The organism is Kitasatospora sp. NPDC001132 (assembly GCF_053598415.1).
Window position 1 is genome coordinate 17,326 of sequence record NZ_JBSFKF010000022.1, and the last position, 21,989, is coordinate 39,314.

Annotated in this window: 24 protein-coding genes; 11 read left to right on the forward strand and 13 right to left on the reverse strand. The window is 73.6% G+C overall.

The features are described from left to right. Window positions 1-93: 93 nt before the first annotated feature. A complete protein-coding gene (locus ACWDBE_RS25775; RefSeq protein ID WP_449789966.1) occupies window positions 94-1,020 on the forward strand; it encodes a pentapeptide repeat-containing protein in 927 nt (308 codons plus the stop codon). 15 nt (window positions 1,021-1,035) lie between these two features. Here ACWDBE_RS25775 and ACWDBE_RS25780 read toward each other — a convergent pair whose 3' ends face one another. The 3 genes from ACWDBE_RS25780 to ACWDBE_RS25790 form a co-directional block, all read right to left on the reverse strand. Further along, window positions 1,036-1,605 carry a DinB family protein gene (locus ACWDBE_RS25780; protein WP_449809229.1) on the reverse strand — a complete coding sequence of 190 codons (570 nt, stop codon included), beginning with the start codon at window positions 1,603-1,605 and terminating at the stop codon, window positions 1,036-1,038. A 67-nt stretch (window positions 1,606-1,672) separates the two neighbouring features. Further along, window positions 1,673-2,407 (reverse strand): tyrosine-protein phosphatase, encoded by a 735-nt coding sequence (locus ACWDBE_RS25785; RefSeq protein ID WP_449809230.1) that lies wholly within the window; start codon window positions 2,405-2,407, stop codon window positions 1,673-1,675. A gap of 22 nt (window positions 2,408-2,429) precedes the next feature. Then, window positions 2,430-3,065: a TetR/AcrR family transcriptional regulator gene (locus tag ACWDBE_RS25790; RefSeq protein ID WP_449809231.1), complete on the reverse strand. Its 636-nt coding sequence runs from the start codon at window positions 3,063-3,065 to the stop codon at window positions 2,430-2,432. A gap of 184 nt (window positions 3,066-3,249) precedes the next feature. Between ACWDBE_RS25790 and ACWDBE_RS25795 the strand changes: the two genes are divergently transcribed. Then, window positions 3,250-3,591 carry a DUF5713 family protein gene (locus ACWDBE_RS25795; protein WP_449809232.1) on the forward strand — a complete coding sequence of 114 codons (342 nt, stop codon included), beginning with the start codon at window positions 3,250-3,252 and terminating at the stop codon, window positions 3,589-3,591. Window positions 3,592-3,617: 26 nt separating this feature from the next. On the opposite strand, the gene ACWDBE_RS25800 is transcribed toward ACWDBE_RS25795, so the two are convergent. Then, the gene (locus ACWDBE_RS25800; protein ID WP_449789961.1) at window positions 3,618-4,517 is read right to left on the reverse strand and encodes an aminoglycoside phosphotransferase family protein; all 900 of its coding nucleotides are present in this window, start codon (window positions 4,515-4,517) and stop codon (window positions 3,618-3,620) included. Window positions 4,518-4,777: 260 nt separating this feature from the next. Between ACWDBE_RS25800 and ACWDBE_RS25805 the strand changes: the two genes are divergently transcribed. After that, a complete protein-coding gene (locus ACWDBE_RS25805; protein WP_449789960.1) occupies window positions 4,778-7,267 on the forward strand; it encodes a Tex family protein in 2,490 nt (829 codons plus the stop codon). A gap of 86 nt (window positions 7,268-7,353) precedes the next feature. Here the strand turns inward: ACWDBE_RS25805 and ACWDBE_RS25810 are convergent, their stop codons facing one another. The 6 genes from ACWDBE_RS25810 to ACWDBE_RS25835 form a co-directional block, all read right to left on the reverse strand. Beyond that, complete coding sequence (locus tag ACWDBE_RS25810) at window positions 7,354-7,776, reverse strand: SHOCT domain-containing protein (RefSeq protein ID WP_449789959.1); 423 nt, start codon at window positions 7,774-7,776, stop codon at window positions 7,354-7,356. Window positions 7,777-7,874: 98 nt separating this feature from the next. Beyond that, window positions 7,875-8,459, reverse strand: a complete 585-nt coding sequence (locus tag ACWDBE_RS25815; protein ID WP_449809233.1) for an NUDIX hydrolase — start codon at window positions 8,457-8,459, stop codon at window positions 7,875-7,877. Next, window positions 8,456-9,616, reverse strand: coding sequence for a type III polyketide synthase (locus ACWDBE_RS25820; protein WP_449809234.1), 1,161 nt, complete (start codon window positions 9,614-9,616; stop codon window positions 8,456-8,458). Before ACWDBE_RS25820 ends, ACWDBE_RS25815 begins: the two co-directional genes overlap by 4 nt. Window positions 9,617-9,665: 49 nt before the next feature. Beyond that, entirely contained in the window at window positions 9,666-10,871 is a 1,206-nt protein-coding gene (locus tag ACWDBE_RS25825) for a cytochrome P450 (protein ID WP_449809235.1), read from the reverse strand. 184 nt (window positions 10,872-11,055) lie between these two features. After that, entirely contained in the window at window positions 11,056-11,808 is a 753-nt protein-coding gene (locus ACWDBE_RS25830; protein ID WP_449809236.1) for a response regulator, read from the reverse strand. Window positions 11,809-11,819: 11 nt separating this feature from the next. Continuing rightward, window positions 11,820-12,671, reverse strand: coding sequence for a sensor histidine kinase (locus ACWDBE_RS25835; RefSeq protein ID WP_449809237.1), 852 nt, complete (start codon window positions 12,669-12,671; stop codon window positions 11,820-11,822). Window positions 12,672-12,789: 118 nt separating this feature from the next. Between ACWDBE_RS25835 and ACWDBE_RS25840 the strand changes: the two genes are divergently transcribed. The 4 genes from ACWDBE_RS25840 to ACWDBE_RS25855 all read left to right on the forward strand — a co-directional run bounded on the left by ACWDBE_RS25840 (window position 12,790) and on the right by ACWDBE_RS25855 (window position 17,800). After that, window positions 12,790-13,515: an ABC transporter ATP-binding protein gene (locus ACWDBE_RS25840; protein ID WP_449789953.1), complete on the forward strand. Its 726-nt coding sequence runs from the start codon at window positions 12,790-12,792 to the stop codon at window positions 13,513-13,515. After that, complete coding sequence (locus ACWDBE_RS25845; protein WP_449809238.1) at window positions 13,512-15,821, forward strand: ABC transporter permease; 2,310 nt, start codon at window positions 13,512-13,514, stop codon at window positions 15,819-15,821. Before ACWDBE_RS25840 ends, ACWDBE_RS25845 begins: the two co-directional genes overlap by 4 nt. Window positions 15,822-15,971: 150 nt before the next feature. After that, complete coding sequence (hemC, locus tag ACWDBE_RS25850) at window positions 15,972-16,907, forward strand: hydroxymethylbilane synthase (protein WP_449789951.1); 936 nt, start codon at window positions 15,972-15,974, stop codon at window positions 16,905-16,907. 353 nt (window positions 16,908-17,260) lie between these two features. Continuing rightward, window positions 17,261-17,800 carry a hypothetical protein gene (locus tag ACWDBE_RS25855; RefSeq protein WP_449809239.1) on the forward strand — a complete coding sequence of 180 codons (540 nt, stop codon included), beginning with the start codon at window positions 17,261-17,263 and terminating at the stop codon, window positions 17,798-17,800. Between the two features lie 13 nt (window positions 17,801-17,813). On the opposite strand, the gene ACWDBE_RS25860 is transcribed toward ACWDBE_RS25855, so the two are convergent. After that, window positions 17,814-18,332, reverse strand: coding sequence for a winged helix-turn-helix domain-containing protein (locus tag ACWDBE_RS25860; RefSeq protein ID WP_449809240.1), 519 nt, complete (start codon window positions 18,330-18,332; stop codon window positions 17,814-17,816). Between the two features lie 60 nt (window positions 18,333-18,392). On the opposite strand from ACWDBE_RS25860, the gene def reads away from it, so the two are divergent. Beyond that, a complete protein-coding gene (gene def, locus ACWDBE_RS25865; protein ID WP_449809241.1) occupies window positions 18,393-18,977 on the forward strand; it encodes a peptide deformylase in 585 nt (194 codons plus the stop codon). Continuing rightward, window positions 18,974-19,624 carry a class I SAM-dependent methyltransferase gene (locus tag ACWDBE_RS25870; RefSeq protein ID WP_449809242.1) on the forward strand — a complete coding sequence of 217 codons (651 nt, stop codon included), beginning with the start codon at window positions 18,974-18,976 and terminating at the stop codon, window positions 19,622-19,624. The genes def and ACWDBE_RS25870 overlap by 4 nt, the downstream gene beginning before the upstream one ends. 13 nt (window positions 19,625-19,637) lie before the next feature. Here the strand turns inward: ACWDBE_RS25870 and ACWDBE_RS25875 are convergent, their stop codons facing one another. Next, complete coding sequence (locus tag ACWDBE_RS25875) at window positions 19,638-19,823, reverse strand: DUF397 domain-containing protein (RefSeq protein WP_449809243.1); 186 nt, start codon at window positions 19,821-19,823, stop codon at window positions 19,638-19,640. Window positions 19,824-19,961: 138 nt separating this feature from the next. On the opposite strand from ACWDBE_RS25875, the gene ACWDBE_RS25880 reads away from it, so the two are divergent. Then, a complete protein-coding gene (locus tag ACWDBE_RS25880; RefSeq protein WP_449789944.1) occupies window positions 19,962-20,153 on the forward strand; it encodes a hypothetical protein in 192 nt (63 codons plus the stop codon). A gap of 210 nt (window positions 20,154-20,363) precedes the next feature. Then, entirely contained in the window at window positions 20,364-20,567 is a 204-nt protein-coding gene (locus ACWDBE_RS25885; protein WP_449789943.1) for a hypothetical protein, read from the forward strand. A gap of 143 nt (window positions 20,568-20,710) precedes the next feature. Here ACWDBE_RS25885 and ACWDBE_RS25890 read toward each other — a convergent pair whose 3' ends face one another. Beyond that, entirely contained in the window at window positions 20,711-21,907 is a 1,197-nt protein-coding gene (locus ACWDBE_RS25890; protein WP_449789942.1) for a serpin family protein, read from the reverse strand. Window positions 21,908-21,989 lie beyond the last annotated feature (82 nt).

Consider the following 21,989-nt stretch of genomic DNA (forward strand, 5'->3'; position numbering starts at 1 on the left):
GCATAACTTACCGGCGCGGAGGGTCGTCTGCCCAGTAGGATTTCCGGGTCCACGGCGCCGCCCGGCGCCCGACTGCTGGAAGGACCCCGGAACGTGCGCGAGACCGAGTCGCCGCAGGACCTCACGGCGGCCGCGCCGACCCCGCTCCGGGCCGACTGCGGCAGCTGCTTCGGCCTCTGCTGCGTCGCCCTGCCGTTCTCCGCCGGCACCGACTTCGCCATGAACAAACTGGCCGGCAGCCCCTGCCACAACCTCCAGGCCGACTTCCGCTGCGGCATCCACACCCGGCTGCGCGACACGGGCTTCCGGGGCTGCACCGTCTACGACTGCTTCGGCGCCGGGCAGCGGGTCTCCCAGGTGACCTTCGGCGGCCGCAGCTGGCGCGAGGAGCCGGACAGCGCCAAGGCGATGTTCGACGTCTTCCCGATCGTGCGGCAGCTGCACGAGCTGCTCCGGTACCTCACCGAGGCGCTCACCTTCGCCTCCGCCCTCCCCGTCCACGACGAACTGCGGCGGGCGCTGGCGGAGACCGACCGGCTGGCCGGCGGCACCCCCGAGGAGATCCTCGCCGTCGACGTCCCGGCCCACCGGCAGCGGGTCAGTGACCTGCTGCTGCGCGCCAGTGAACTGGTCCGCGCCGCCGTCCCGCGCCGCCGCGAGCACCGGGGCGCCGACCTCTTCGGCGCCCGCCTGCGCGGCGCCGACCTCCAGGGCGCCAACCTGCGCGGCGCCCTGCTCGTCGCGGCCGACCTCTCCGGTGCGGACCTGCGCCTCGCCGACCTGGTCGGTGCCGATCTGCGGGACGCCAACCTGGCCGGCGCGGACCTCAGCACGGCCCTCTTCCTCACCCAGGCCCAGCTCGACGCCGCCCGCGGCGACGCCACCACCCGCCTCCCGGACGCCCTCGCCCGGCCCGGCCACTGGCCCGAGACCGCGCCGGCCCCGGCGGCCAGGGGCGGCTCCGGACCCCGCTCCGGCAAGGGCGGCGGCCGCCCCGCCCGGGGCAACCGCCGCCGCTGACGCCTGCCGGCGCCGCTACTGGCCCACCCGACCGTCGACGCACTCGCGCAGCAGGTCGGCGTGGCCGCAGTGGCGGGCGTACTCCTCGATCCGGTGCACCTGCAGCTCCCTGATCGAGATCCGCTCCTTGCCGACCCGCTCGCCCAGGTCCTGGTGGCCGGCCAACTCGGCGTCCAGCGCGGCCTGTTCGCGCTCCAGGTCGCGGAACGCGGCGTCCGCCACGGCCTGCTCGCCGACGGCCCCGTCGAAGTCCGCGTCCCGTGCGCCGTACAGTCTGGGCAGCGGCTCGCCGTCGGTGATCCAGTTCCGCCAGTTCCGCTCCACCTCGGCCAGGTGCCGGACCAGCCCGAGCAGCGACATCGTCGACGGCGGCACCGAGCGGCGGGCCAGCTGCTCCGGGGCCAGGCCGTCGCACTTCATCCGCAGGGTCAGCCGGTAGTTCGTCAGAAAGCCCCGGAGTGTGGCGAGTTCGCCGTCGGGGCCGGGTCCTTCGTGGTTGCGGGGGTCGTCGTCCGGGTCGGCCCACATGTCGGGGTGGACGGTCGCCTCGGTCCATCGCGCGGGTTGTTCGCTCATGCCGTGCATCGTCGGCCCCGACCGGCCTCCCCGCCACTGGTTATCGCCCCTGCGGCCCGGCGCGGCGCCCGCGCGCTCAGCCGGTCAGCAGCCGGGCGCGCAGGGCGTCGGCCTGCGCGCGGTCGATGCCGAGGACGCCGGTGAGGTACGCCTCGACGGAGCCGTGGCGGTCGGCGAGGTCGGCGAGGGCGAGCCGGATCACGGTCTCGGGGGCGCGCCCGTAGCCGGGCCAGCGCAGCGTGCGGCCCGGGTGGGCGGCGTGCCACTCGGCAACGAAGTGCGCGGTGGCGAGCTCGGTGAGGGCGAAGTCGGCGGCGATGACGTCCTCGTCGACGCCGAGCAGGGTGAGCAGCAGGGCGGCGATCAGCCCGGTGCGGTCCTTGCCGGAGGCGCAGTGGAAGACCACCGGGGCCTCGGCGGCGGTGATCACGTCCAGGGTCTGGCGGATCTCCTTCACCCCGTCCTCGGCGACCTCGCCGAAACGGTCCGCGAGGTAGCGCCAGGGGTCGAGCTCCGGGTCGATCTCGGCCTGGTCGTACGGGCGGTGCTCGATCGAGAGGTTGTGGTACTCCAGGCCCTCGAACTCGGGCACCCGGCCCTTGGCGGCGATCTCCCAGGGGTAGCGCAGGTCGATCACGGTCCGTACGCCGAGCGCCCGCAGCCGGTCGAGGTCCGCGGGGGAGGTGAGCTTGCCGAGCGAGTCGGAGCGGTAGAGCAGTCCCCACCGGACGGACCGTCCGTCGGAGGCCGGATAGCCGCCCAGGTCACGGAAGTTGTGCAGGGCGTCGAAGGAGTGGTGGCGCGTCGTCATGCGCGCACTCTAGAAGAGGACCTCAGGCCCCGGCGGGCGGGTAGCCGTGGGCGAGCAGATCGAAGGCGCGGGTGGCGTCCCCGACGGCCTCGGCGTGCAGGTCGTCGGCGGTGCGGCCGTCCTGGATGCGGCGCCAGTTGTGCAGGGCGAGGACCCGCTGGGTGGCGGTGACCTGGGCGGCGAGCAGGGCGGCGGTGAGCTCCCGGGGCCCGGGCAGCCCGGGGTCCTCGCGCAGTGCCGAGGCCAGTGACCGCTCCGCGCGCGCCACGTACTCGCCGACCCGGGCGGCCAGGCTGGGAGTGCCGTAGACCAGGCCGGTGAAGGCGAGTACCGCCGGGTGGTCGTTGAGGCCGGTGACCGGGTCGCGCCGGCCGAGGCCGGCCAGGAAGTCCCGCAGCAGCGCGTCGAGCACCGGCTCGCCGGGCAGCCGGGTGCGGACCACCTCCGCGGACTGCTCCTGGTGGTCGGCGAAGCGGTGGACGACCAGGTCCTCCTTGCTGGGGAAGTAGGAGAACAGCGTCGGCTTGGACACCTCGGCGGCCGCCGCGACGTCCGCCACCGAAACCCGGTCGAAGCCGTGCTCGAGGAAGAGCGCGATGGCCGCCTCCGAGATGGCCCGCCTGGTCCGCTCCTTCTTCAGCTCCCGCAGTCCGGTCATGCGGCCCAGGCTAGCAGTGGGCATTGACCGGGGCAGGTTTTGGACCCGGTCGCCCGTCGGGTGTGTCCCCGGCGGATACGCCCCGGACCGGCGCCCGCGGCCCGGGCGCCGTCGTTGTCAGTGCCGTCGGGCACGATCGGCCCGTCGGTACTCCTGCGGCACGGACGGAAACGGAGAGGGCATCGTGGCGATCACGAATCAGCGGGTGGCGGAGCACGCGTTCCTGCGGGGGATGTACCGGGACCCGTACTTCCCCGATCACATCGTCGACAAGGGCAAGGCGGTCCTGGTGCGGCTGTGCGAGCGGATCGAGGCCGAGCGGCCGGCGGACCTGACGGCCCTGTACGTGCTCTCCCACGCCGCGACGGAGGAGTTCAACCTCCTGGAGGCGGAGTTCGAGGCGGCCGGGAGCGAGATCGAGACGGTGGCGCGGGAGGAGATCGCCGAGGACTTCTGGATCGTCGCGACGGCCTACGGCTTCACGGACGTGGACGTGGAGGAGCTGGTCGCGCCCCGGAACTGGTGACCGGCGGGCCGGTTGTCGCAGGGCCCCTACGCGCTGCGGTCGGCGAGCACCTCGCGGACGACGTGGCGGGCGTTGGCGGTCAGTGCCTGGTCGGTGTGGCGGTAGTACGGGATCGTCACCAGGGCGATGGAGAACGCCCAGGCCCGGCCGCGGGCCCACATGGCCTCGTCCGCGCCGAGGGCGGCACGGAAGGCCGGGCGGGCGGTGGCGGGCAGCAGGTTCCAGGCGGCGATCAGGTCAGCGGTCGGGTCGCCGACGCCCATCAGGGCGAAGTCGAGGACGGCGGAGAGTCGGCCGGTGGGGGCGACCAGCAGGTTGCCGGGGGTGAGGTCGCCGTGCGTCCAGACCGGCGGCCCGGCGTACTCGGGCAGCCGAAGCGCCTTGTCCCACAGGGCGGTTGCGGCCGCCGTGTTGATCGAGCCGGCGAGCTGGGCGATGGCCGCGCGGGTGGCGCCGTCCCGGGAGGCGAGCGGGACGCTGCGCTGGGAGGGCGGGGCGCCGGCCGGGTCGGCGGCGCGCAGCGCGTTGACGAAGCGGGCCAGGTCGCCGGCCAGGTCCCCGGGCGCGGCCAGCGAGTTGACCACCGGGTTGGTGCCGCCCAGCCAGCGCAGCACCGACCACTGCCACGGGTAGCCGGCGGCGGGCCGGCCGACCTCAAGCGGTGCCGGAACGGGCAGCGGCAGCCGTGGCGCCAGCCGGGACAGCCACTGCCGCTCCCGCCGTAGGCCGTCGGCGGCCCAGGCCACCAGCGGCAGCCGGACGGCGAGTTCGGGCCCGAGGCGGAACATCGCGTTGTCCGCGCCGGGGGCGGAAACGGGGGTGATCGGGAGGCGCTCCCACTGTGGGAACTGGGCGGCGATCAGCCGCCGCACCAGGGCCGCGTCGACCACCGGTCCGTCGGGGTGCATCCGGGTGGCAGCGCACATGTCCGGCAGCGTACAGCGCCCGATCGTTTCCGTTCAGCAGGATTCCCGAACTGCGCACGTTCCGAGGCCGGTTCGGCGAGGATCCACCCGAGCGGGGCCCGCCGGAAGGCGGCCGGCCGAAGCCCCGGCGCCGCCGCCCCCGCCGGAGCACGGCACCGCGCCACGCCCGGCCGCCCCGGGGGCGCCCGGGCGTCGCCGTCGGCACCTGCCAGAATGCAGGGCGTACGGCGCAAGCACTGATGGAGAAGGTGACCGGCTTCGTGACCACGCCAGTCGAACAGGTGGCCCGGCAGGCCCAGCAGGCGATCGAGCGGAAGATCGCCGAGGAACTGGGCGTCCGCGAAGGGCAGGTGAAGGCGGCCGTCGAACTGCTCGACGGCGGCGCGACCGTCCCGTTCGTGGCCCGCTACCGCAAGGAGGTCACCGGCTCCCTGGACGACGCCCAGCTGCGCGCCCTGGAGGAGCGGCTGCGCTACCTGCGCGAGCTGGAGGACCGCCGGGCGGCCGTCCTGGAGTCGATCGAGGCGCAGGGCAAGCTGGACGACGCGCTGCGCGCCCAGGTGCTCGCCGCCGACTCCAAGGCCCGCCTGGAGGACATCTACCTGCCGTTCAAGCCGAAGCGGCGCACCAAGGCGCAGATCGCCCGCGAGGCCGGCCTGGAGCCGCTCGCCGACACCCTGCTCGCCGACCCGTCCCAGGACCCGGCGGCGCTGGCCGCGCAGTACCTGAACGAGTCGGTCGCGGACGGCCCCGCCGCGCTGGAGGGCGCCCGGGCGATCCTGGTCGAGCGCTTCGGTGAGGACGCCGACCTGGTCGGCTCGCTGCGAGAGCGGATGTGGACCCGCGGCCGGCTGGTCGCCAGGGTCCGCGACGGCAAGGAGGGCGACGGCGCCAAGTTCGCCGACTACTTCGACTTCGCGGAGCCGTACACCAAGCTCCCCTCGCACCGCATCCTCGCGATGCTGCGCGGCGAGAAGGAGGAGGTGCTCGACCTCGAATTCTCCCCGTACGACGGCGACACCGAGGGCGATCTGCCCGGCGAGAACGACTACGAGCAGCGGATCGCCGCCCGCTTCGGCATCGCCGACCGCGGCCGCCCGGCCGACAAGTGGCTCGGCGACACCGTCCGCTGGGCCTGGCGCACCCGCATCCTGGTCCGGCTCGGCATCGACCTGCGGTCCCGGCTGCGCGCCGAGGCCGAGGACGAGGCGGTGCGGGTCTTCGCCGCGAACCTGCGCGACCTGCTGCTCGCCGCCCCGGCCGGCACCCGCGCCACCATGGGCCTGGACCCGGGCTTCCGCACCGGGGTGAAGGTCGCCGTGGTGGACGCCACCGGCAAGGTCGTCGCGTACGACACGATCTACCCGCACCAGCCCGCCAACAAGTGGGACGCGGCGCTGGCGACCCTGGCGGCACTGGCGAAGAAGCACGACGTCGACCTGATCGCGATCGGCAACGGCACCGCCTCCCGGGAGACCGACAAGCTCGCCGAGGACCTGCTGGGGCGCCACCCCGAGCTGAAGCTCACCAAGGCGATGGTCAGCGAGGCCGGCGCCTCGGTCTACTCGGCCTCCGCGTTCGCCTCGCAGGAGCTGCCGGACCTGGACGTGTCGATCCGCGGCGCGGTCTCGATCGCCCGCCGGCTCCAGGACCCGCTGGCCGAACTGGTCAAGATCGACCCCAAGTCGATCGGCGTCGGCCAGTACCAGCACGACCTGAGCGAGGTGAAGCTCTCCCGTTCGCTGGACGCCGTGGTCGAGGACTGCGTCAACGCCGTCGGCGTGGACGTCAACACCGCCTCGGCGCCGCTGCTCACCCGGGTCTCCGGGATCACCGGAACGCTGGCCGACAACATCGTGGCGCACCGCGACGCCAACGGCCCGTTCCGCACCCGCCGGCAGCTCAAGGACGTCTCCCGGCTCGGCCCCAAGGCCTTCGAGCAGTGCGCCGGCTTCCTGCGCATCCCCGGCGGCGAGGACCCGCTGGACGCCTCCAGCGTGCACCCCGAGGCCTACCCGGTGGTGCGCCGCATCCTGGCCGCGACCGGCGGGGAGCTGCGCGAACTGATCGGCAACGGCGAGCGGTTGCGGGCGCTGCGCCCGGCGGACTTCGCCGACGACACCTTCGGCGTCCCGACCGTCACCGACATCCTCGGCGAGCTGGACAAGCCGGGCCGGGACCCGCGCCCGGCCTTCCGCACCGCGACCTTCAAGGAGGGCGTCGACAAGATCGGCGACCTGGAGGTCGGCATGGTGCTGGAGGGCGTGGTCACCAACGTCGCCGCCTTCGGCGCGTTCGTGGACGTGGGCGTCCACCAGGACGGGCTGGTGCACGTCTCGGCGCTGTCGCGGAACTTCGTCAAGGACCCGCGCGAGGTGGTCAAGCCCGGCGACATCGTCAAGGTCCGGGTGCTCTCGGTGGACGTGCCGCGCAAGCGGATCGGGCTGACCCTGCGGCTGGACGACGAGGTCGGGCGCGAGCGCGGCGGGGACCGTGGCGACCGCGGCGAGCGGCAGGCCCGCCCGCCCCGCCAGGAGCGCCGCGGCGGCGGCCAGGGCGGTCAGAGCGGCCAGGGCGGTCAGGGCGGTCGCGGTGGCCAGGACCGGCGCGGTGGCGGCCAGGGCGGGGACCGCGGCGGCTTCGGCGGCGGCGTGCCGGCCAACAGCGCCATGGCGGACGCGCTGCGCCGGGCCGGCCTGGCCGGCGGTGGCGAGGGCGGCTCGGGCGGTCGCCGCTCCGGGCGGCGCTGAGCCGGGCCCTCGACCGACCACGGCCCGGGGCCGGTGGACGCGGTGCGCGTCCACCGGCCCCGGGCCGTCGTTGACCGTCCGGACGTTCAGGCCAGGATCTTCTCCTTCGCCTTCTGGTACTCCTCCTCGGAGATCGCGCCCTTCTCCTTCAGCTCCGCCAGTTTCGCCAGGTCGTCGACGTGGCTGCGGCCGCCGCCCTCGGGCCCCGACGCCGCCGCGTCCCGGATGTAGGCCTTGAACGCGGCCTGGTTCTCCTGGGCCTGTTGGATGTCGCGCTTGGTCATCGACTGCCCGCGTGCGATCAGGTACACGAGGACGCCGATCAGGGGCAGGATGATCACCAGGACGAGCCAGCCGGCCTTGCCCCAGCCGCTGAGGTCGTGGCTGCGGAAGATGTCCGTGATGATCTTGAACAGCAGGAAGAACCAGAGCACCCAGAGGAAGAACTCCAGCATCGTCCAGAAGATGTTGAGCACCGGGTAGTCCACGGCCAGTGAGGTGGTGTCCATGGCTGAGTAATACCACCGCAAAACGGACATCTTCACTCGGTGTTCGGCCGTTCAAGTGACCTTCGGCAGCCGCGGGAATAACCGCCCGGGCCGGGGTCTCACCCCAGTGCGGCCCGCCGGCGCAGCTCCACGGCCAGCGCGACCAGCTCGCCCCACCAGGCGTCGCGCCCGGTCAGCAGCAGCCGCTCGGCCTCCGCGGGCGCCACCGCGCGGACCTCGACCACCTGCTCGCCGTCCGCCGGGTTGGTCGGCGCGGAGTCCAGCACGACCTCGCCCCACCCCCACAGCCAGGCCTTCTCCGGGTGCGGCTGCCACGGCCGGTACGGCACCGGGTCCTCGGTGCGGCAGCGGTGCGCGCCCAGCCAGCGCGGCTCGCCGAGCAGCCGGGCGCCGGCCTCCTCCGCCAGCTCGCGGGCGAGGCAGGAGGCGATGCTCTCGTCCCGCTCCCGGGTGCCGCCGGGCAGGAACCAGTGGTTCCGGTCGTCCCGGCAGAGCACCACCCGGTCGTCCGCGAAGCCGACCAGGTGGATGTTGGTGACCAGTGCGTCCGGCGGCAGCTCGGTGGAGAACCGGGCGTCGAACCGCCCCCAGCTCCAGTACTGCGGCGCGTGCAACGCCGGGAACAGTGCCGCTAGTTCGGTTGATCTGGCAGAGGCATCGGTGTGGTTCGCGGTATCGGTCATTCAGTGATCGTAGTGCCGGTCGGGAAACGGCGGGGGACGGTCGGATGGACGAGGGCGATGTCGGAGGTGGAGATGGCGCGCGGGCGGCGCGGGCGCGCCCCCTCGGTCGGTGCGCCGACCCAACTGCCCAGTGAGATCTCGGCGGTGATGCCGGGGCCGAAGCCGGCGATCAGCCCGGTGGTGCCCTCGGGCACGCCGCCGTCGGCGAACAGCCGGGCCAGGGCGTCGAAGACCACGGCGCTGGCGATGTTGCCGCGTTCGGTGAGCGTCGCCCGGCTGAAGCGGAAGGTGGCCGGCTCCAGGTCGAGGAGGCGGCACAGGTCGTCCAGGATGCGCGGGCCGCCCGCGTGCACGATGTAGAAGCCGAGCCCGGAGACGTCCCAGCCGTGCTCCCCGGCCAGGCCGCGCAGCGCGGGCGCGAGCATCGCCATCGTGCCGGGCACCCGCTTGTCCAGCCGGAAGTGGAAGCCGGTGTCCTTCACCCCGTACGAGATCCAGTCCTCGGTGTGCGGGACGAGGTGCGAGCCGTTGCGCTCGACCTGGACGCCGCGTCCGCCGTTCCCGCGCATCACCACGGCGGCGACCGCGTCCCCGAAGAGGCCGTTGGAGAGCAGCGAGCCGACGCCGAGGTCGGTCGGCTGGTAGCAGAGCGAGCAGAACTCGCAGGCCACGATCAGCACGTTGGCGCCCGGGTAGGCGCGGCAGAAGTCGTGGGCCCGGTTGACGGCGGCGCCGCCGGCCGCGCAGCCGAGCTGGGCGATCGGCACCTGGCGGGTGTCGGAGCGGAAACCCATGGTGTTGATCAGCCAGGCGGTCATCGACGGCATCATGAAGCCGGTGCAGGACACGTAGACGATCAGGTCGATGTCACCTGCTGTCAACTCGCCGTGGAAGAGAGCCCGTTCGACCACCTCGGGGACGCGCCGCTTGGCCTCGCGCTCGTACAGCTCGTTGCGGACGGTGAAGCCCGGGTGGGTGAGGGTCCGCTCGATCGGCTGGACCAGGTGCCGGGTGAGCACCCCGGTGTTCTCGATCAGCTGCAGTGCCAGGCCGAGTTGCGGGTGCCCGGCGTGCAGGGTGCGGGCCAGGTCGAGGGTCTCGTCGAGGGTGATGACGTGCTCGGGTACGGCGATGGCGGGGCGGCAGAGTGTTGCCATGGGTGCGGGTCTCCCCAGTGCTGCGGGAACGGTGGGTCGAGGGGAGGCGCTACCAGGCCACCGGCAGGGTGCGCGGGAAGCGCCAGATCGAGCCGGAGTCCCAGTCGAGTTCGGTCGGGTCGACGGCCAGCCGCAGCCCGGGGAAGCGGCGCAGCAGGGTGCCGATGGCGACCAGCAGCTCCATCCGGGCCAGGTGGGAGCCGAGGCAGTGGTGCTGGCCGTACCCGAAGGCCATGTGGGTGGGCGCGCCGCGGTCGAGGTCCAGCTCGTCGGGGCGCTCGTAGACCGAAGGGTCCCGGTTGGCGGTGAGGTAGGAGACGTGCACGGCCTCGCCGGCCCGGATCAGCGTGCCGCCCAGCTCGACGTCCTCGGTGGCGACCCGGGCGATGCCGACGCCCTGGCGGAACGGGATGAAGCGCAGCAGCTCCTCCAGGGCGCGGGGCAGCATGTCCGGCTGGGCGCGCAGCTTGGCGAGCTGCTCGGGGTGGGTGAGCAGGGTGTAGCCGATGTTGCCGAGCTGGTAGGTGCTGGTGTCGTGGCCGGTGACCAGCAGGACCATCGCCATGACGGTCAGCTCGTCCGGGTCGAGCAGTTCGTCGCCGTCGCGGGCGGTGGCGAGGGCGCTGATCAGGTCCTCGCGGGGGTGGGCCCGGCGTTCGGCGGTGAGCTCGGTGAAGTACGCGCGCAGGGCGGCCTTGGCGGCCTCCTGGCCGTCCCGGCTGCCGGGGCCCATCCGCATCATCGCCACGGCGTGGCCGCGCAGTTCGGTGCGGTCGGCCGCGGGGATGTCCAGCAGTTCGCAGATGGTGGCGAGCGGGAGGCGGCCGGCCAGGAAGTGCATCAGGTCGGCGGGGGCGCCGTGCTCGGTCATCTCGTCGAAGTAGCCGTCGACGGTCCGCTGGGTGGCCGGGCGCATCCGCTCGACCTGGCGGTTGGTGAAGCCCTGGGCGACGAGCCGGCGCAGCCGGTTGTGGGCGGGCGGGTCCATCAGGTTGATCGCCTCGGCCTGGGCGATCGGGGCAGGCGTCATCCGGGGCAGGTCGCGGCCGATGCCCGCGGCGCGGCTGAACCGGCGGTCGGTGGTGACGGTCCTGACGTCCTCGTAGCGGGTGGCCAGCCAGGCCTCGCCCTCGCCGTGCGGCAGTCGGATCCTGGCGACCGGGGCTTCGGTGAGCAGTCGCTTCAGGAGGGGGTCGAACTCCAGGCCGTCGGTGTGGTGGAAGGGGCAGTCCCACACGGGGGGATTGGTGGTCACGGGCCGGTCCAGGTGTGCTCGTCGTGCCGGGGGCGCCCGAGGTGATCGGTCCGGTTCGGGCGTGGACATGCAGATGGTGCCCCATGACCTGGCGAAAAAGGGAGTTCGGTGGAGATTTAACTCCAATGAGTGAGATTCGGCTAATAATAACGCGAACTGGTGCACGGTAGAGGTGAATTGACGGTCAGCCGCCGCCCGGCGCGACCAGCCCGGTCTCGTACGCGAGCACCACCGCCTGCGCCCGGTCGCGCAGGTCGAGCTTGGCGAAGATCCGGGCCACATGGGTCTTCACCGTCGACTCGCTGAGCGTCAGTTCGCGTGCCAGCTCGGTGTTGGACAGCCCGCGGCCGAGCAGCGCCAGCACCTCCGCCTCGCGCGGGGTGAGCGGCGCGAGGTCGCGGTGCAGCGGCGGGCCGTCGGCGCCCTGGGCCGGGCGCGGCGCACCGGCCGCGAAGCGCTCGACCAGCCGGCGGGTGATCGAGGGGGCGAGCAGCGCGTCCCCCGTGTCCACCAGCCGGACGGCGGCGGCGAGGTGGGCCGAGGTGACGTCCTTGAGCAGGAAACCGCTGGCCCCGGCGGACAGTGCGGCGTAGACGTAGTGGTCCAGGTCGAAGGTGGTCAGCATGATCACCCGGCAGCCGGGCACCTGGGCCAGGATGCGCCGGGCGGCCTCCAGACCGTCCATGCCGGGCATCCGGATGTCCAGCAGCGCGACGTCCGGGCGGTGCAGGACGGCGGCGGCCACCGCCTCGGCGCCGTCGCCGGCCTCGGCGACCACGTCGATGCCGCGCGCGGTGAGGATCATCCGGAAGCCCGTGCGGACCAGCTCCTGGTCGTCCGCGATCACCACCCGCGGGCGGCTCTGCTGCTCCGGCTGCCGACTCCGGCCCGGCTCCTGGCCCTGCGCCGTGTCCACGGCCCCCTGCTCCACGTCCATGCTCCCCTCCGTCACGGCCGGTCCAGCGGGATGCGGGCACGGACCCGGAAGCCGCCGCCGATCCGGCGCCGGGCGTCCAGGTCCCCGCCGTACACCGCGACGCGCTCGCGCAGGCCGATCAGCCCGCGCCCGGCGCCGTCCGCCGGCCGCGGGGCCGGACCGGGCGCCCCGGAGAGCACGCTCGGGCCGCTGTTGAGCACCTCCACCCGCAGGTAGTGGTCCGCGTAGCGCACCGTCACCTCCGCCGTCACCCCGTCCCCGTGCTTGAGCGCGTTGGTCAGCGCCTCCTGGATGATCCGGTACGCCGTCACGTCGATGCCGCCGGGCAGCGGCCTCGGCTCACCGGAGATCCGCACCTCGACCGGCAGCCCGGCGAAGGCGAAGCGGTCGATCAGCGGGCTCAGCCGGCTCAGGCTGGGCTGCGGGGCGAAGCCGTCCCCGGCCGGCTCCTCGCCGCCGTCCGCGGCGGGGGCGAGCAGGCCCAGCAGGTGCCGCAGCTCCGTCATGGTGTCCCGCCCGGCGGCCTCGACCGCCGCCATCGCGGCCGCCGCCTCCTGCGGCATGGTGGCCAGCACCTCGCGCGCGGCCCCGGCCTGCACCACCATCAGGCTCACGTTGTGGCTCACGATGTCGTGCAACTCGGCGGCGATCCGGGCCCGTTCGGCGTCCACGGCGGTACGAGCGGCGCGATCCCGCTCCCGTTCCAGCAGCCAGCCTCGCTCGCCGATGGCCGCCCGGTGCAGCCGCCGCGCCCGGGCGAGCGCCACCGCCAGCCAGCCGGCCGCCGTGCCCGCAGCACCGGCCGTCGCGACGGCCGCCCACTCCCACCCCGTTCCCCACACGGCGCCAGCCTCCCAGGTCACACGGTGATCCACATCATCCGGGGGTGCCGCTCCCGTACATCCCCGGTACTACGGCCGCCCACGGTTACACCCGGGGTGGGACGTACGGACGGGAGCGCCGCCCCTACGGTCGTCCACCATGAGCAACGACCACGACGGGACCTCCCGGCCGGACGACGCGCAGGTCGTCGTCGAGCTGTCCGGGGTCCACAAGGAGTTCGGCGACGCCAAGGCGCTCGACGGCCTCGACCTGCGGATCCGCGCCGGCGAGGCGGTCGCCGTGATGGGCCCCTCGGGGTGCGGCAAGTCCACCCTGCTGAACATGGTGGCCGGGCTGGACCGGCCCACCGCCGGCACCGTCCGGGTGCACGGGCAGGACCTCGGGCAGCTGAACGAGCACGGGCTGGCCCTCTTCCGCCGCCGCCACATCGGCATGATCTTCCAGTTCTTCAACCTGATCGACGACCTCCCCGCCCTCGACAACGTCGCCCTGGCCGCCCAGCTGACCGGCACCAGCGCCCGCCAGGCCCGCCGCCGCGCACTGGAGTTGCTGGACGAACTCGGCGTCGCGCACCGCAAGGACGTCTACCCGGCCACGCTCAGCGGCGGCGAACGCCAGCGCGTCGCGGTGGCAAGGGCCCTGATGAACCGCCCGGCCCTGCTGCTCGCGGACGAGCCCACCGGCGCACTGGACAGCCGCTCCGGCGAGCAGGTGATGGACCTGCTGATCGACCTCAACCAGATCGGGCAGACCCTGCTGATCGTCACCCACGACCCCAAGCTGGCCACCCGCTGCGCCAGCCGGCTGGTCGAGGTGGCGGACGGGCGCGTGGCGAACGAGCGGATGCTGGAGGCGTCCGCATGACCGGCGCCGTCTGGCGCGCCTCGCGGGCGGCCGTGAAGCGCCGCCGGGTGCAGACCGTCGTGATCGGCCTGGTCGTCTTCTGCGCCACCACGACCGTGCTGCTCGCCCTCGCGGTGATCAGCGCCGCCCGGGCCCCCTTCGACGCGGCCTTCGGCGAGCAGCGGGGCGCTCACGTCGTCGCGGCCTTCGACCCGGCCGCGGCCCCGGCGGAGCAGCTGGCCGCCACCGCCCACCGGCCGGGCGTCGAGGCGGCAGCCGGGCCGTTCGACCAGGCCACGGTGCAGATCCCCAGCGACTGGGTCGGCAGCCCGCCCGGGCCGCTGACCCTGGTCGGCCGCACCGACCCGGCCGGGCCGGTGGACCGGGTGGAACTGCTCTCCGGCCGCTGGGCCGCCGCACCCGGCGAGGTGGTCCTGGACTCGCCGTTCGGCGGCGCGTCGGACAGGCTCCTGAACACCCCGATCCCCATCGGCGGCGGCCGACAGCTCACCATCGTCGGCTTCGCCACCAGCATGAGCCAGAGCGCCGGCGGCTGGGTCACCCCCGAACAGGCGACCGCTCTGCACCCCACCGCCCGCCAGATGCTCTACCGCTTCACCGACGCCGCCGACGACCAGCGGCTCGCCTCCGCCCTGGCCACCGCCACCGAGGGCCTGCCCGGGGACGCGGTCGTCAGCACCCAGTCGTACCTGGTGCTCAAGGACGCCTTCTCGGCGGGCGCCGACTCCTACCTGCCGCTGATGACGGTCTTCGGCGTGCTCGGCCTGGTGGTCTCCGCGCTGATCGTCGGCAACGTGGTGAGCGGCGCGGTGGTCTCCGGCTACCGGCACATCGGCGTCCTGAAGTCGATCGGCTTCACCCCGCGCCAGGTGGTCACCGTCTACCTGACGATGGTCTCGGTGCCCGCGGTCGCCGGGACCGTCCTCGGCACGGCGGCCGGCTGGGTGGCGGCGCACCCGATCCTCCGGGCCGCGTTCTCCGGCATCGTCACCGGCACCGCCGTGATCGAGCCCGCCGGCTGGCTGCCCGCCGCCACCCTGGTCAGCGTCCCGCTGCTGGTCGTCCTCGCCGCCCTGGTCCCGGCCTCGCGCGCCCACCGGCTCCCCGCCGCCCGGGCCATCTCGGCCGGCAGCACGCCGCGCAACGGCCGCGGGCTGAAGGTCCAGCGCCGGCTGAGCGGCACCCGGCTGCCGCGCGCGGTCAGCCTCGGCCTCGGCCAGCCCTTCGCCCGCCCCGCCCGCACCGCGCTGACCATGTCGGCGATCGTGCTCGGCGTGGTCACCGTGACGATGACGACCGGTCTGAGCAGCACCCTGACCCAGTTGGTGGACCACACCGACGGCCACACCCACGTCAACGTCCGGACCGCCCACTTCGCGGACAACAAGGTCGCGCCGAAGCTCACCCCCGCCCGGACCGAGGCGATGCTGCGCGCCGCCCCCGGCGCCGAACGGGTCAGCACGCGCGGACTGGTCCAGGTCGGGCTGGTCGGCCACAACCAGCCCGCGTTCGCCAACTTCTACGGCGGCGACGACATCGTCGACTCCAAGCGGCTGAACGTCGTGGACGGCCGCCCGGCGACAGGCCCGAACGAGATCGAGGCCGGGCCGTCCTTCCTCCGGCAGCACGGCCTCAAGGTCGGCGACAAACTCACCCTGTCCCTGGACGGGCGGCAACTGCCCGTCACCCTCGTCGGCGAGGAGTCCGAGGGCAACCCCCGGGCCTTCGCCTCCAACGACGCCACCAGGGCCGCGCTCACCGACGACCCGCACGTGGTCGAGTACGACGTGAAGCTCGCCAAGGGCGCCGACGCCGAGGCCTACCGCAAGGCCGTGACGGACGCCGACCCCAGCCTCTCGGCCTCGGTGTTCGCGCCCGACCTGGCCGGGCCGATCGCCGCGGTCATCGCCTTCACCACGATCTTCACGGTGCTGCTGTCGGTGGTCGCCTCGCTCGGCGTCTTCAACACCCTGCTGCTCACCGTCCGCGAGCGCCGCCGCGACCTCGGCATGCTGAAGTCGATCGGGATGACGCCCCGGCAGGTGGTCGCGATGACGGTCACCTCGGTGGCCTGGCAGGGCGTGGTCAGCGGGATCATCGGCATCCCGGTCGGGGTGGTGGCTCACCGGCTGATCACCGAGAACGTGGTGACGATCGTCTTCCCGGAGGAGATGATCGACGTCTGGAACGCCCCACTGCTCGCCGGCCTCGCGCTCGCGGGCGTCGCGATCGCCGTCCTCGGCGCCCTCGTCCCGGCCCGATCGGCGGCCCGCCTGCCGATCGCCGAGGTGCTGCACAACGAGTGAAGCCGCGGGGGTGCGGACCCGTGTGCGGACGGCCGGTCGGACACCCCGACCGGCCGTCCGCGTTGTCCGAGCTTGCGGTATCGTCCGCCGCGCCCGTCATGGCGCTGACGGATGCTCAATCCACGGTGGGACGGCCCCTATCATCGCGCCATGGCCACCGCTGAGCTGATCCGCATCGTCTCCCGCTCCTCACCCATGGCACTGGCCCAGGTCGAGCGGGTCCGCACCGAACTCGCCGCCCTGCACCCGGGCCTGCGCACCGAGGTGGTGCCCGTCACCACCTCGGGCGACCGCTGGACGGGTGATCTCGCCCAACTCGGCGGCAAGGGCGCCTTCACCAAGGAGGTCGACGCCGCACTGCTCGCCGGAGAGGCCGACGTCGCCGTCCACTGCCTCAAGGACGTACCCGCCGACCGCCCGCTGCCGGCCGGCACCGTCTTCGCCGCCTACCTGCGCCGCGACGACATCCGCGACGCCCTCGTCCACCCCGGCGGCCTGCCGCTCGCCGCCCTCCCGCCCGGCACCCGGATCGGCACCTCCTCCGTCCGCCGGGTCGCCCAACTCGCCTCCTCCCACCCGCACCTGGAGTGCGTCCCGATCCGCGGCAACGCCAACAGCCGGCTCGCCAAGCTGGCGGCCGGGGACGTCGACGCCCTGCTGCTCGCCGTCTCCGGCCTGGAGCGGATCGGCGAGCAGGCCCGGATCACCGAGGTGCTCGGCATCGAGGCGATGTGCCCGCCGATCGGCGCCGGCATCCTCGTCCTGCAGTGCCGCGAGGGCGACGAGGCCACCATCGAGGCCGTCACCGGCCTCGGCCACCACGACACCTGGCGCGAGGCGGCGGCCGAGCGGATGTTCCTGCACGCCCTCCAGGGCCACTGCAACAGCCCGATCGCCGGCTACGCCAACGCCGAACGCGACGGCCGCCTGTCCCTGCGCGGCCGGGTCTTCACCCCGGACGGCAAGCAGGTGCTGGACGCCCACGAGTGGGCGGGCGCGCTCAGCCCCGAGGACCTCGGGACGTCGGTGGCCCTGGCGCTCAAGCGGCAGGGGGCGCAGGAGCTGATCTCCTCGATCCCGCACTGACCCGGGGGAGGGGGGCGGTCGGGGCCGCACCGGCGGAGCCGACCGCCCCTGGCTTCCCGGCCCCGGGGCGTTGCGTTCTCGGCCCGGCTGCTTCCGCCCCGGCGGCCTCGGGCCCCGCCTCTGGCCGCCCCCCGGCCGCCTCGGGCCTCGCCTCCGGCCGCCCTGAGCCCTGGCACTCCACCTCCGGTTCCTCGCCCCGGCTCCAAGGGCCGGAGCAGGTGCGACACGCGACCTCACACCGGGGCTGTCGTCGCGGCGGTCGCGCGGTCGCGGGGTGAGCGCACGGTGACGGACCGGCATTTCCCCTCGTCCCGGGGAGAACCGGGCGGGCGCGAGGGGCGTCCGTTTGAGGCGTGATCAGTGCGGTGCTCGGCGGGATGCCGATGTTCTGGCCCGGGCTGCTGCTCTCGCTGGTGCCCGCGGCCCTGCTAAACCGGCCGGTGGGGCGGCTGCTGCGGGCCCACTGGGCGGTCGGCTTCGTGCTGCTGCTCGGGCTCGGCGGGGTGGTCGTGGCGATGCTGCTGCCGGACGCCTTCCGGCTTTCGGAGGGCGGCGTCCGGCACTGTGCCGTGGAGGGCGGCCGCCCGCGTTCCCCGTACGAGCTGCTGCACGTGCGGCACATCGAGCTCAAGCTGGCGACCTATGCCCCGGTCGGCTTCGCGGCCGCGCTGGCGGGCACCCGGCGGCGGGCGGTGGTGGCGCTGCTGGGTGCGGCGTCGCTGCCGTTCGCGGTGTCGGCGTTGCACTACGCGCTGCCGGCGATCGGGCGGGCCTGTGACGTGCAGGACGTCTGGGACGGGGTGCAGGGGGTCGTGCTGGGTGCGGCGCTGGGGCTGGTGGCCGGGCCGCTGCTCCGGGCGGTGCGGTCACGGTCGTGGTCGCGCGCGGCCTGAACCGCGCCCTGGGCTACTGGTCGAGGAGCGGGAAGAGCCGGGCGACGGCGGCGACCGGCCGGGCCTCGGCGGGCCGGGCTGCCGGGTCCGTCTCGCGGTCCCGGTAGCGGGCCAGCACCCGGCGGACCTCAGCGCCGACGGCGGCCAGCTCGGCGGGCGTCAGGTAGACGACGGCGCTGAAGGCCTCGTCCTGCTGCCACTCGGCCGGGGCCTCGCCACGCCGGGCGAGCCAGCGCTGGTGGCTCTCGTCCTCCAGGCCGCGCGCCAGTTCTCCGAACTCTCCGTCTCCGTCGGGCTGTTGGGTGGTCGGCAGCCGCCACGGCCGGGCCCGCCCGTCGGTGGCCGGGGCCTCCTCGATCAGCCCGTACCGGGCCAGCTGCCGCAGGTGGAAGGAGCAGAGGCCCGAGCTGAGGCCGAGCCGGGCGGCGGCCTCGGTGGAGGTGACGGTGCCGTGCTCGGCGAGCAGTTCCAGCAGCGCGGTGCGGACGGCGTGCTCGGGGAGGGGGCCGGTTCTGACGAGGTCTTCGGTCACTTTGCAAAGTCTGCTACTTTGCAAAGTCGACAGCAAGCCCAGCCCCTCGAAGGAGCGCCCGTGTCCCAGCCGAGCGAACGCCCGTCCGTCCTGCGGATCACCGAGGTGGGGGAGGAGATCCTGCACCGCCCCTGCCGGGCGGCCACCGAGGAGGACTTCGGCAGCGAGCGCCTGGCCCGGCTGATCGACGACATGTTCGCCACCATGCACGTCGCCGACGGCTGCGGCCTCGCCGCCAACCAGGTGGACGTGGACCTGCGCCTCTTCGTCTACGACTGCCCCGACGACGACGGCGTCCGGCACACCGGCCACATCCTCAACCCGGTGGTCGAGGAGCAGGAGCCCGGGCGCGCGCTCATCGAGGAGACCGAAGGCTGCCTCTCCGTCCCCGGAGCGAACACCAAGCTCGCGCGCCCCGCCCGGACCGTGGTGCGTGGGGTCAACCAGCACGGGGAGCCGGTTGTGATCGAGGGCACCGGCTACTTCGCCCGCTGCCTCCAGCACGAGACCGACCACCTCAACGGCGGGCTCTACATCGACCGCCTCTCCGCCCGCGACCGCAAGCGGATGCTCAAGCAGACCGCCGACCGGCGGGAGAAGGTCTTCGCCGAGCGCGCCGCCAGGGCCGCCAAGCTGGCGCGATGACCGAACCCGAGCACCTCGCCGCCGTCCGGGAGGCGTACGACACCGTCGCCGCCGACTACGTCCGCCTCGTCGTCCCGCCCGAGGGCATGGACCCGGTGTCCCGGGCGATGCTCGGCGCCTTCGCGGAACTGGTGCGGGAGTCGGGCGGCGGCGAGGTCGCGGACCTCGGCTGCGGGCCGGGGCGGGTGACGGCGTACCTGGAGGGGCTGGGCCTGTCGGCCTTCGGGGTGGACGTGTCGGGCGAGATGGTCGCGCTCGCGCGTCGGGCCTACCCGCAACTGCGCTTCGTCCAGGGATCGATGGATGCCCTCGACGTCCCCGAGGGAACTCTGGGCGGGATCCTCGCCTGGTACTCCGTCCACCACACGCCGGCGGATCAACTGCCCGTTCTCTTCGCCGAGTTCCACCGCGTACTGGCGCCCGGCGGCCACCTGCTGCTCGGTGGCCACGCCGGTGATGTCCGGCTGAACCACGCCCAGGCGTACGGCCATGCGGTGTCGTACGCCTCGTACCTGGTTCCGGTGGCACGGCTGGTTGAGTTGCTGGAGGCGGCCGGGTTCACCGTCACGGCGCGGGTGGAGCAGCCGCGCCCGCAGGGCAGGGAGCGTTCGTACGTCTGCCTGCTGGCCGAGACCCGTACAAGGTGAGTCTGTGCGGGGGCTAGGGGGTGGTGTCGGTGGCGAAGGTGACGAACGCCTGCCAGGCGGCCGGCTCGAAGGCCAGCTGGGGGCCGCTCTTGTCCTTGGAGTCACGCACGTGGACGACACCGGGGGTCTCGGCGACCTCGACGCAGTCGGGGCCCTCGTTGGTGCTGTAGCTGCTCTTGAACCACGCCAGCTCGGCCATGCCTGCCGCTCCCCCCAGAATCGCTTCGATCAGGGCCAGGGACTCCCTCAGCCCCAGGGCCTGGGCCTGGGCTCGGATACTGCTGTACCGTGCGGCCATATTACGGACTTCCACCGGATCCGTGATCAGGCGATTCACGTGCTGCGCCTCCACGAAGCCGATCTGCGGCCGGTTGGGCGGCGTCGGCAGCGTGAACGAGCCCAGGGCGGTCGCGGCCTCACCCTCATCGACGCGCTCTGTGATCGCTGGGGCACCATCCCCCGCCACCCCGACTCCAAGACCGTCTGGGCCGAACTCGACCTCGCCGCCACCGCCCCCGCCGCCCCCTGAACCCCGGCATAGCCCCCCCAGCAACTCCCCGATGAACCAACAGGAGTGGGAAGTCGACCAGGCCGACTTCCCACTCCTTCGACATCCGAGATTTGTGGGATATCCCCGTGTCGACCGCCGCTGCCAGGATGTGGCGCACGGAGCCGAACACTCCGGCCGGGCTTCGCGGGGGAGCGCCCGGCCGCCGTTTCGAAGGAGGAACCCACACCGATGAAGATCCGCCGACTTGCCGCCACCGCGGCCGCCGCGGCCGTGCTGGCCCCCGTGCTCGTCCTCGCCACCGGCACCCAGGCGAACGCCTACCCCAGGACGCTGTCGAAGACGGAGCAGTGCACGGCGGCGTACAACGTCAACTACTGGGTCGGCGGCGCGGCCTTCGCCCGCACCCAGTGGTACGCCTGCATGGCGGGCTGACCGCCTCCGTGGCCCCCGGCGCCGGCCGGGGGAGCCGAAGGGAGTGGGAAGTCGGCCCGGCCGACTTCCCACTCCCTTGGCGTGCTGCCTGTGCGGCCGCGCTCGGCCCGGTGCGGTCCGGTACGGTCCGTTGCTTCACGGACTCACCATTCCCAGGCCGATTCCTCGAAGGCGTCCGGTTCGGTGACCCAGCCGGCGTTCAGGACGAGCCGTGAGGTGCGGTGGACGGCGAGGAAGCCGAAGGGACGGTCGAATCGGGCGCTGATCCTGCGGGCGCGGTAGCGGTGCCGCGGTGGCTGCCCCGCAGCCGCCACGCTCAGCGCGGTGACGCTCGCGGAACGGAAGCCGCGTTCCCCGAACGTGGCGGTGACCGTCTGGGCGGCCGCCCCCACCGCCAGCGGGGCGCTGCTGATGGCGGGGAAGTGCCCTCGGGTTCGGTCCGTCGCCGTCCGGAGGCCGAACAGGTCAGGGTCCCCGAGCAGATCGTGTCGGGCGGTGACGGTGAAGGGCACAGTCTCCACCAGCAGCTCCGGTGTGCCGTCGAGGCTGGGAACGTGCTCGACGGTCAGCCCGGGGCCCGGAGTGCCGTAGGGGAGTCGATCGCCTGGGAGCACCGACCTGCGGTCGGCGAGGGTTCGTACCGCCGCGGGCAGTACCTGTGCCGGCGAGGCGTCCTCGGTTCCCAGGAACAGGTGGACGTCGACTCCTTGGACCCCGAGGACCTGCAGTACGGTGACCGGACCGATCGGGGTCTGCGCGACCCCCGCCCGGTCGAGCAGTGCGGTGGTCCGGAACAGGCCGGCCAGGTCCCTGCCCCGCCAGGGGCCCGTCCCCGCCTCCAGGCCAGTACATTCGAACGGGCGGATCCAGTCGGTGCGGACGGTCAGGGCACCGGCCAGCACCGCCCGGGTCTCCGTGTCGACGCCGACCGGCATCGACGCGATCTGCCCGTCGGTGCAGGCTGTCGCCCAGGCGTCGAGTCGAGCCTGGTCCGAGACCGGGTCGCCGGTGAGGTATTGGTGGACGCGCTCGGGGAGTTCGGTCAGCCAGCCCGGTTCGAGTGGCAGTTCCTCGTGGGTCCACAGACCGAGCGCACTCCGCACGCCTGGCATCGCATCGATGGCGGCCAGCATGCCCCGCGCCCCCTCCGCGGCCTGCTCCGCCGGGATGCCGAGGGCGTCGGCGAGTTCACTGCGGGCAGGGCCGGTGGCGCCGTGTGCCAGCAGGGCGAGCAGCGGCCACACCCCGGCGGTGGTGAAGGCCGTGCCGCCTTCCGGCAGCGTGGCAGCCCAGCGCGCGGTCAACGCGTTGACGGCCCGGACGGTGGAACTGCGCGTCATGCCCATCCCGTCCCCACCTCTTCGAGGAACACCTGTTCCCGGGAGCGTAGGGCCGAACCGTCCGTGGCGGCCACCGAGTTGA

Excerpts from the sequence above, each read along its gene's own strand:
- ACWDBE_RS25780 (WP_449809229.1), bottom strand. The coding sequence starts at position 1,605 with ATGCACGGCATGAGCGAACAACCCGCGCGATGGACCGAGGCGACCGTC.
- ACWDBE_RS25785 (WP_449809230.1), bottom strand. The coding sequence starts at position 2,407 with ATGACGACGCGCCACCACTCCTTCGACGCCCTGCACAACTTCCGTGAC.
- ACWDBE_RS25790 (WP_449809231.1), bottom strand. The coding sequence starts at position 3,065 with ATGACCGGACTGCGGGAGCTGAAGAAGGAGCGGACCAGGCGGGCCATC.
- ACWDBE_RS25800 (WP_449789961.1), bottom strand. The coding sequence starts at position 4,517 with ATGTGCGCTGCCACCCGGATGCACCCCGACGGACCGGTGGTCGACGCG.
- ACWDBE_RS25810 (WP_449789959.1), bottom strand. The coding sequence starts at position 7,776 with ATGGACACCACCTCACTGGCCGTGGACTACCCGGTGCTCAACATCTTC.
- ACWDBE_RS25815 (WP_449809233.1), bottom strand. The coding sequence starts at position 8,459 with ATGACCGATACCGCGAACCACACCGATGCCTCTGCCAGATCAACCGAA.
- ACWDBE_RS25820 (WP_449809234.1), bottom strand. The coding sequence starts at position 9,616 with ATGGCAACACTCTGCCGCCCCGCCATCGCCGTACCCGAGCACGTCATC.
- ACWDBE_RS25830 (WP_449809236.1), bottom strand. The coding sequence starts at position 11,808 with ATGGACGTGGAGCAGGGGGCCGTGGACACGGCGCAGGGCCAGGAGCCG.
- ACWDBE_RS25840 (WP_449789953.1), top strand. The coding sequence starts at position 12,790 with ATGAGCAACGACCACGACGGGACCTCCCGGCCGGACGACGCGCAGGTC.
- ACWDBE_RS25845 (WP_449809238.1), top strand. The coding sequence starts at position 13,512 with ATGACCGGCGCCGTCTGGCGCGCCTCGCGGGCGGCCGTGAAGCGCCGC.
- hemC (WP_449789951.1), top strand. The coding sequence starts at position 15,972 with ATGGCCACCGCTGAGCTGATCCGCATCGTCTCCCGCTCCTCACCCATG.
- ACWDBE_RS25870 (WP_449809242.1), top strand. The coding sequence starts at position 18,974 with ATGACCGAACCCGAGCACCTCGCCGCCGTCCGGGAGGCGTACGACACC.
- ACWDBE_RS25875 (WP_449809243.1), bottom strand. The coding sequence starts at position 19,823 with ATGGCCGAGCTGGCGTGGTTCAAGAGCAGCTACAGCACCAACGAGGGC.
- ACWDBE_RS25885 (WP_449789943.1), top strand. The coding sequence starts at position 20,364 with ATGAAGATCCGCCGACTTGCCGCCACCGCGGCCGCCGCGGCCGTGCTG.
- ACWDBE_RS25890 (WP_449789942.1), bottom strand. The coding sequence starts at position 21,907 with ATGACGCGCAGTTCCACCGTCCGGGCCGTCAACGCGTTGACCGCGCGC.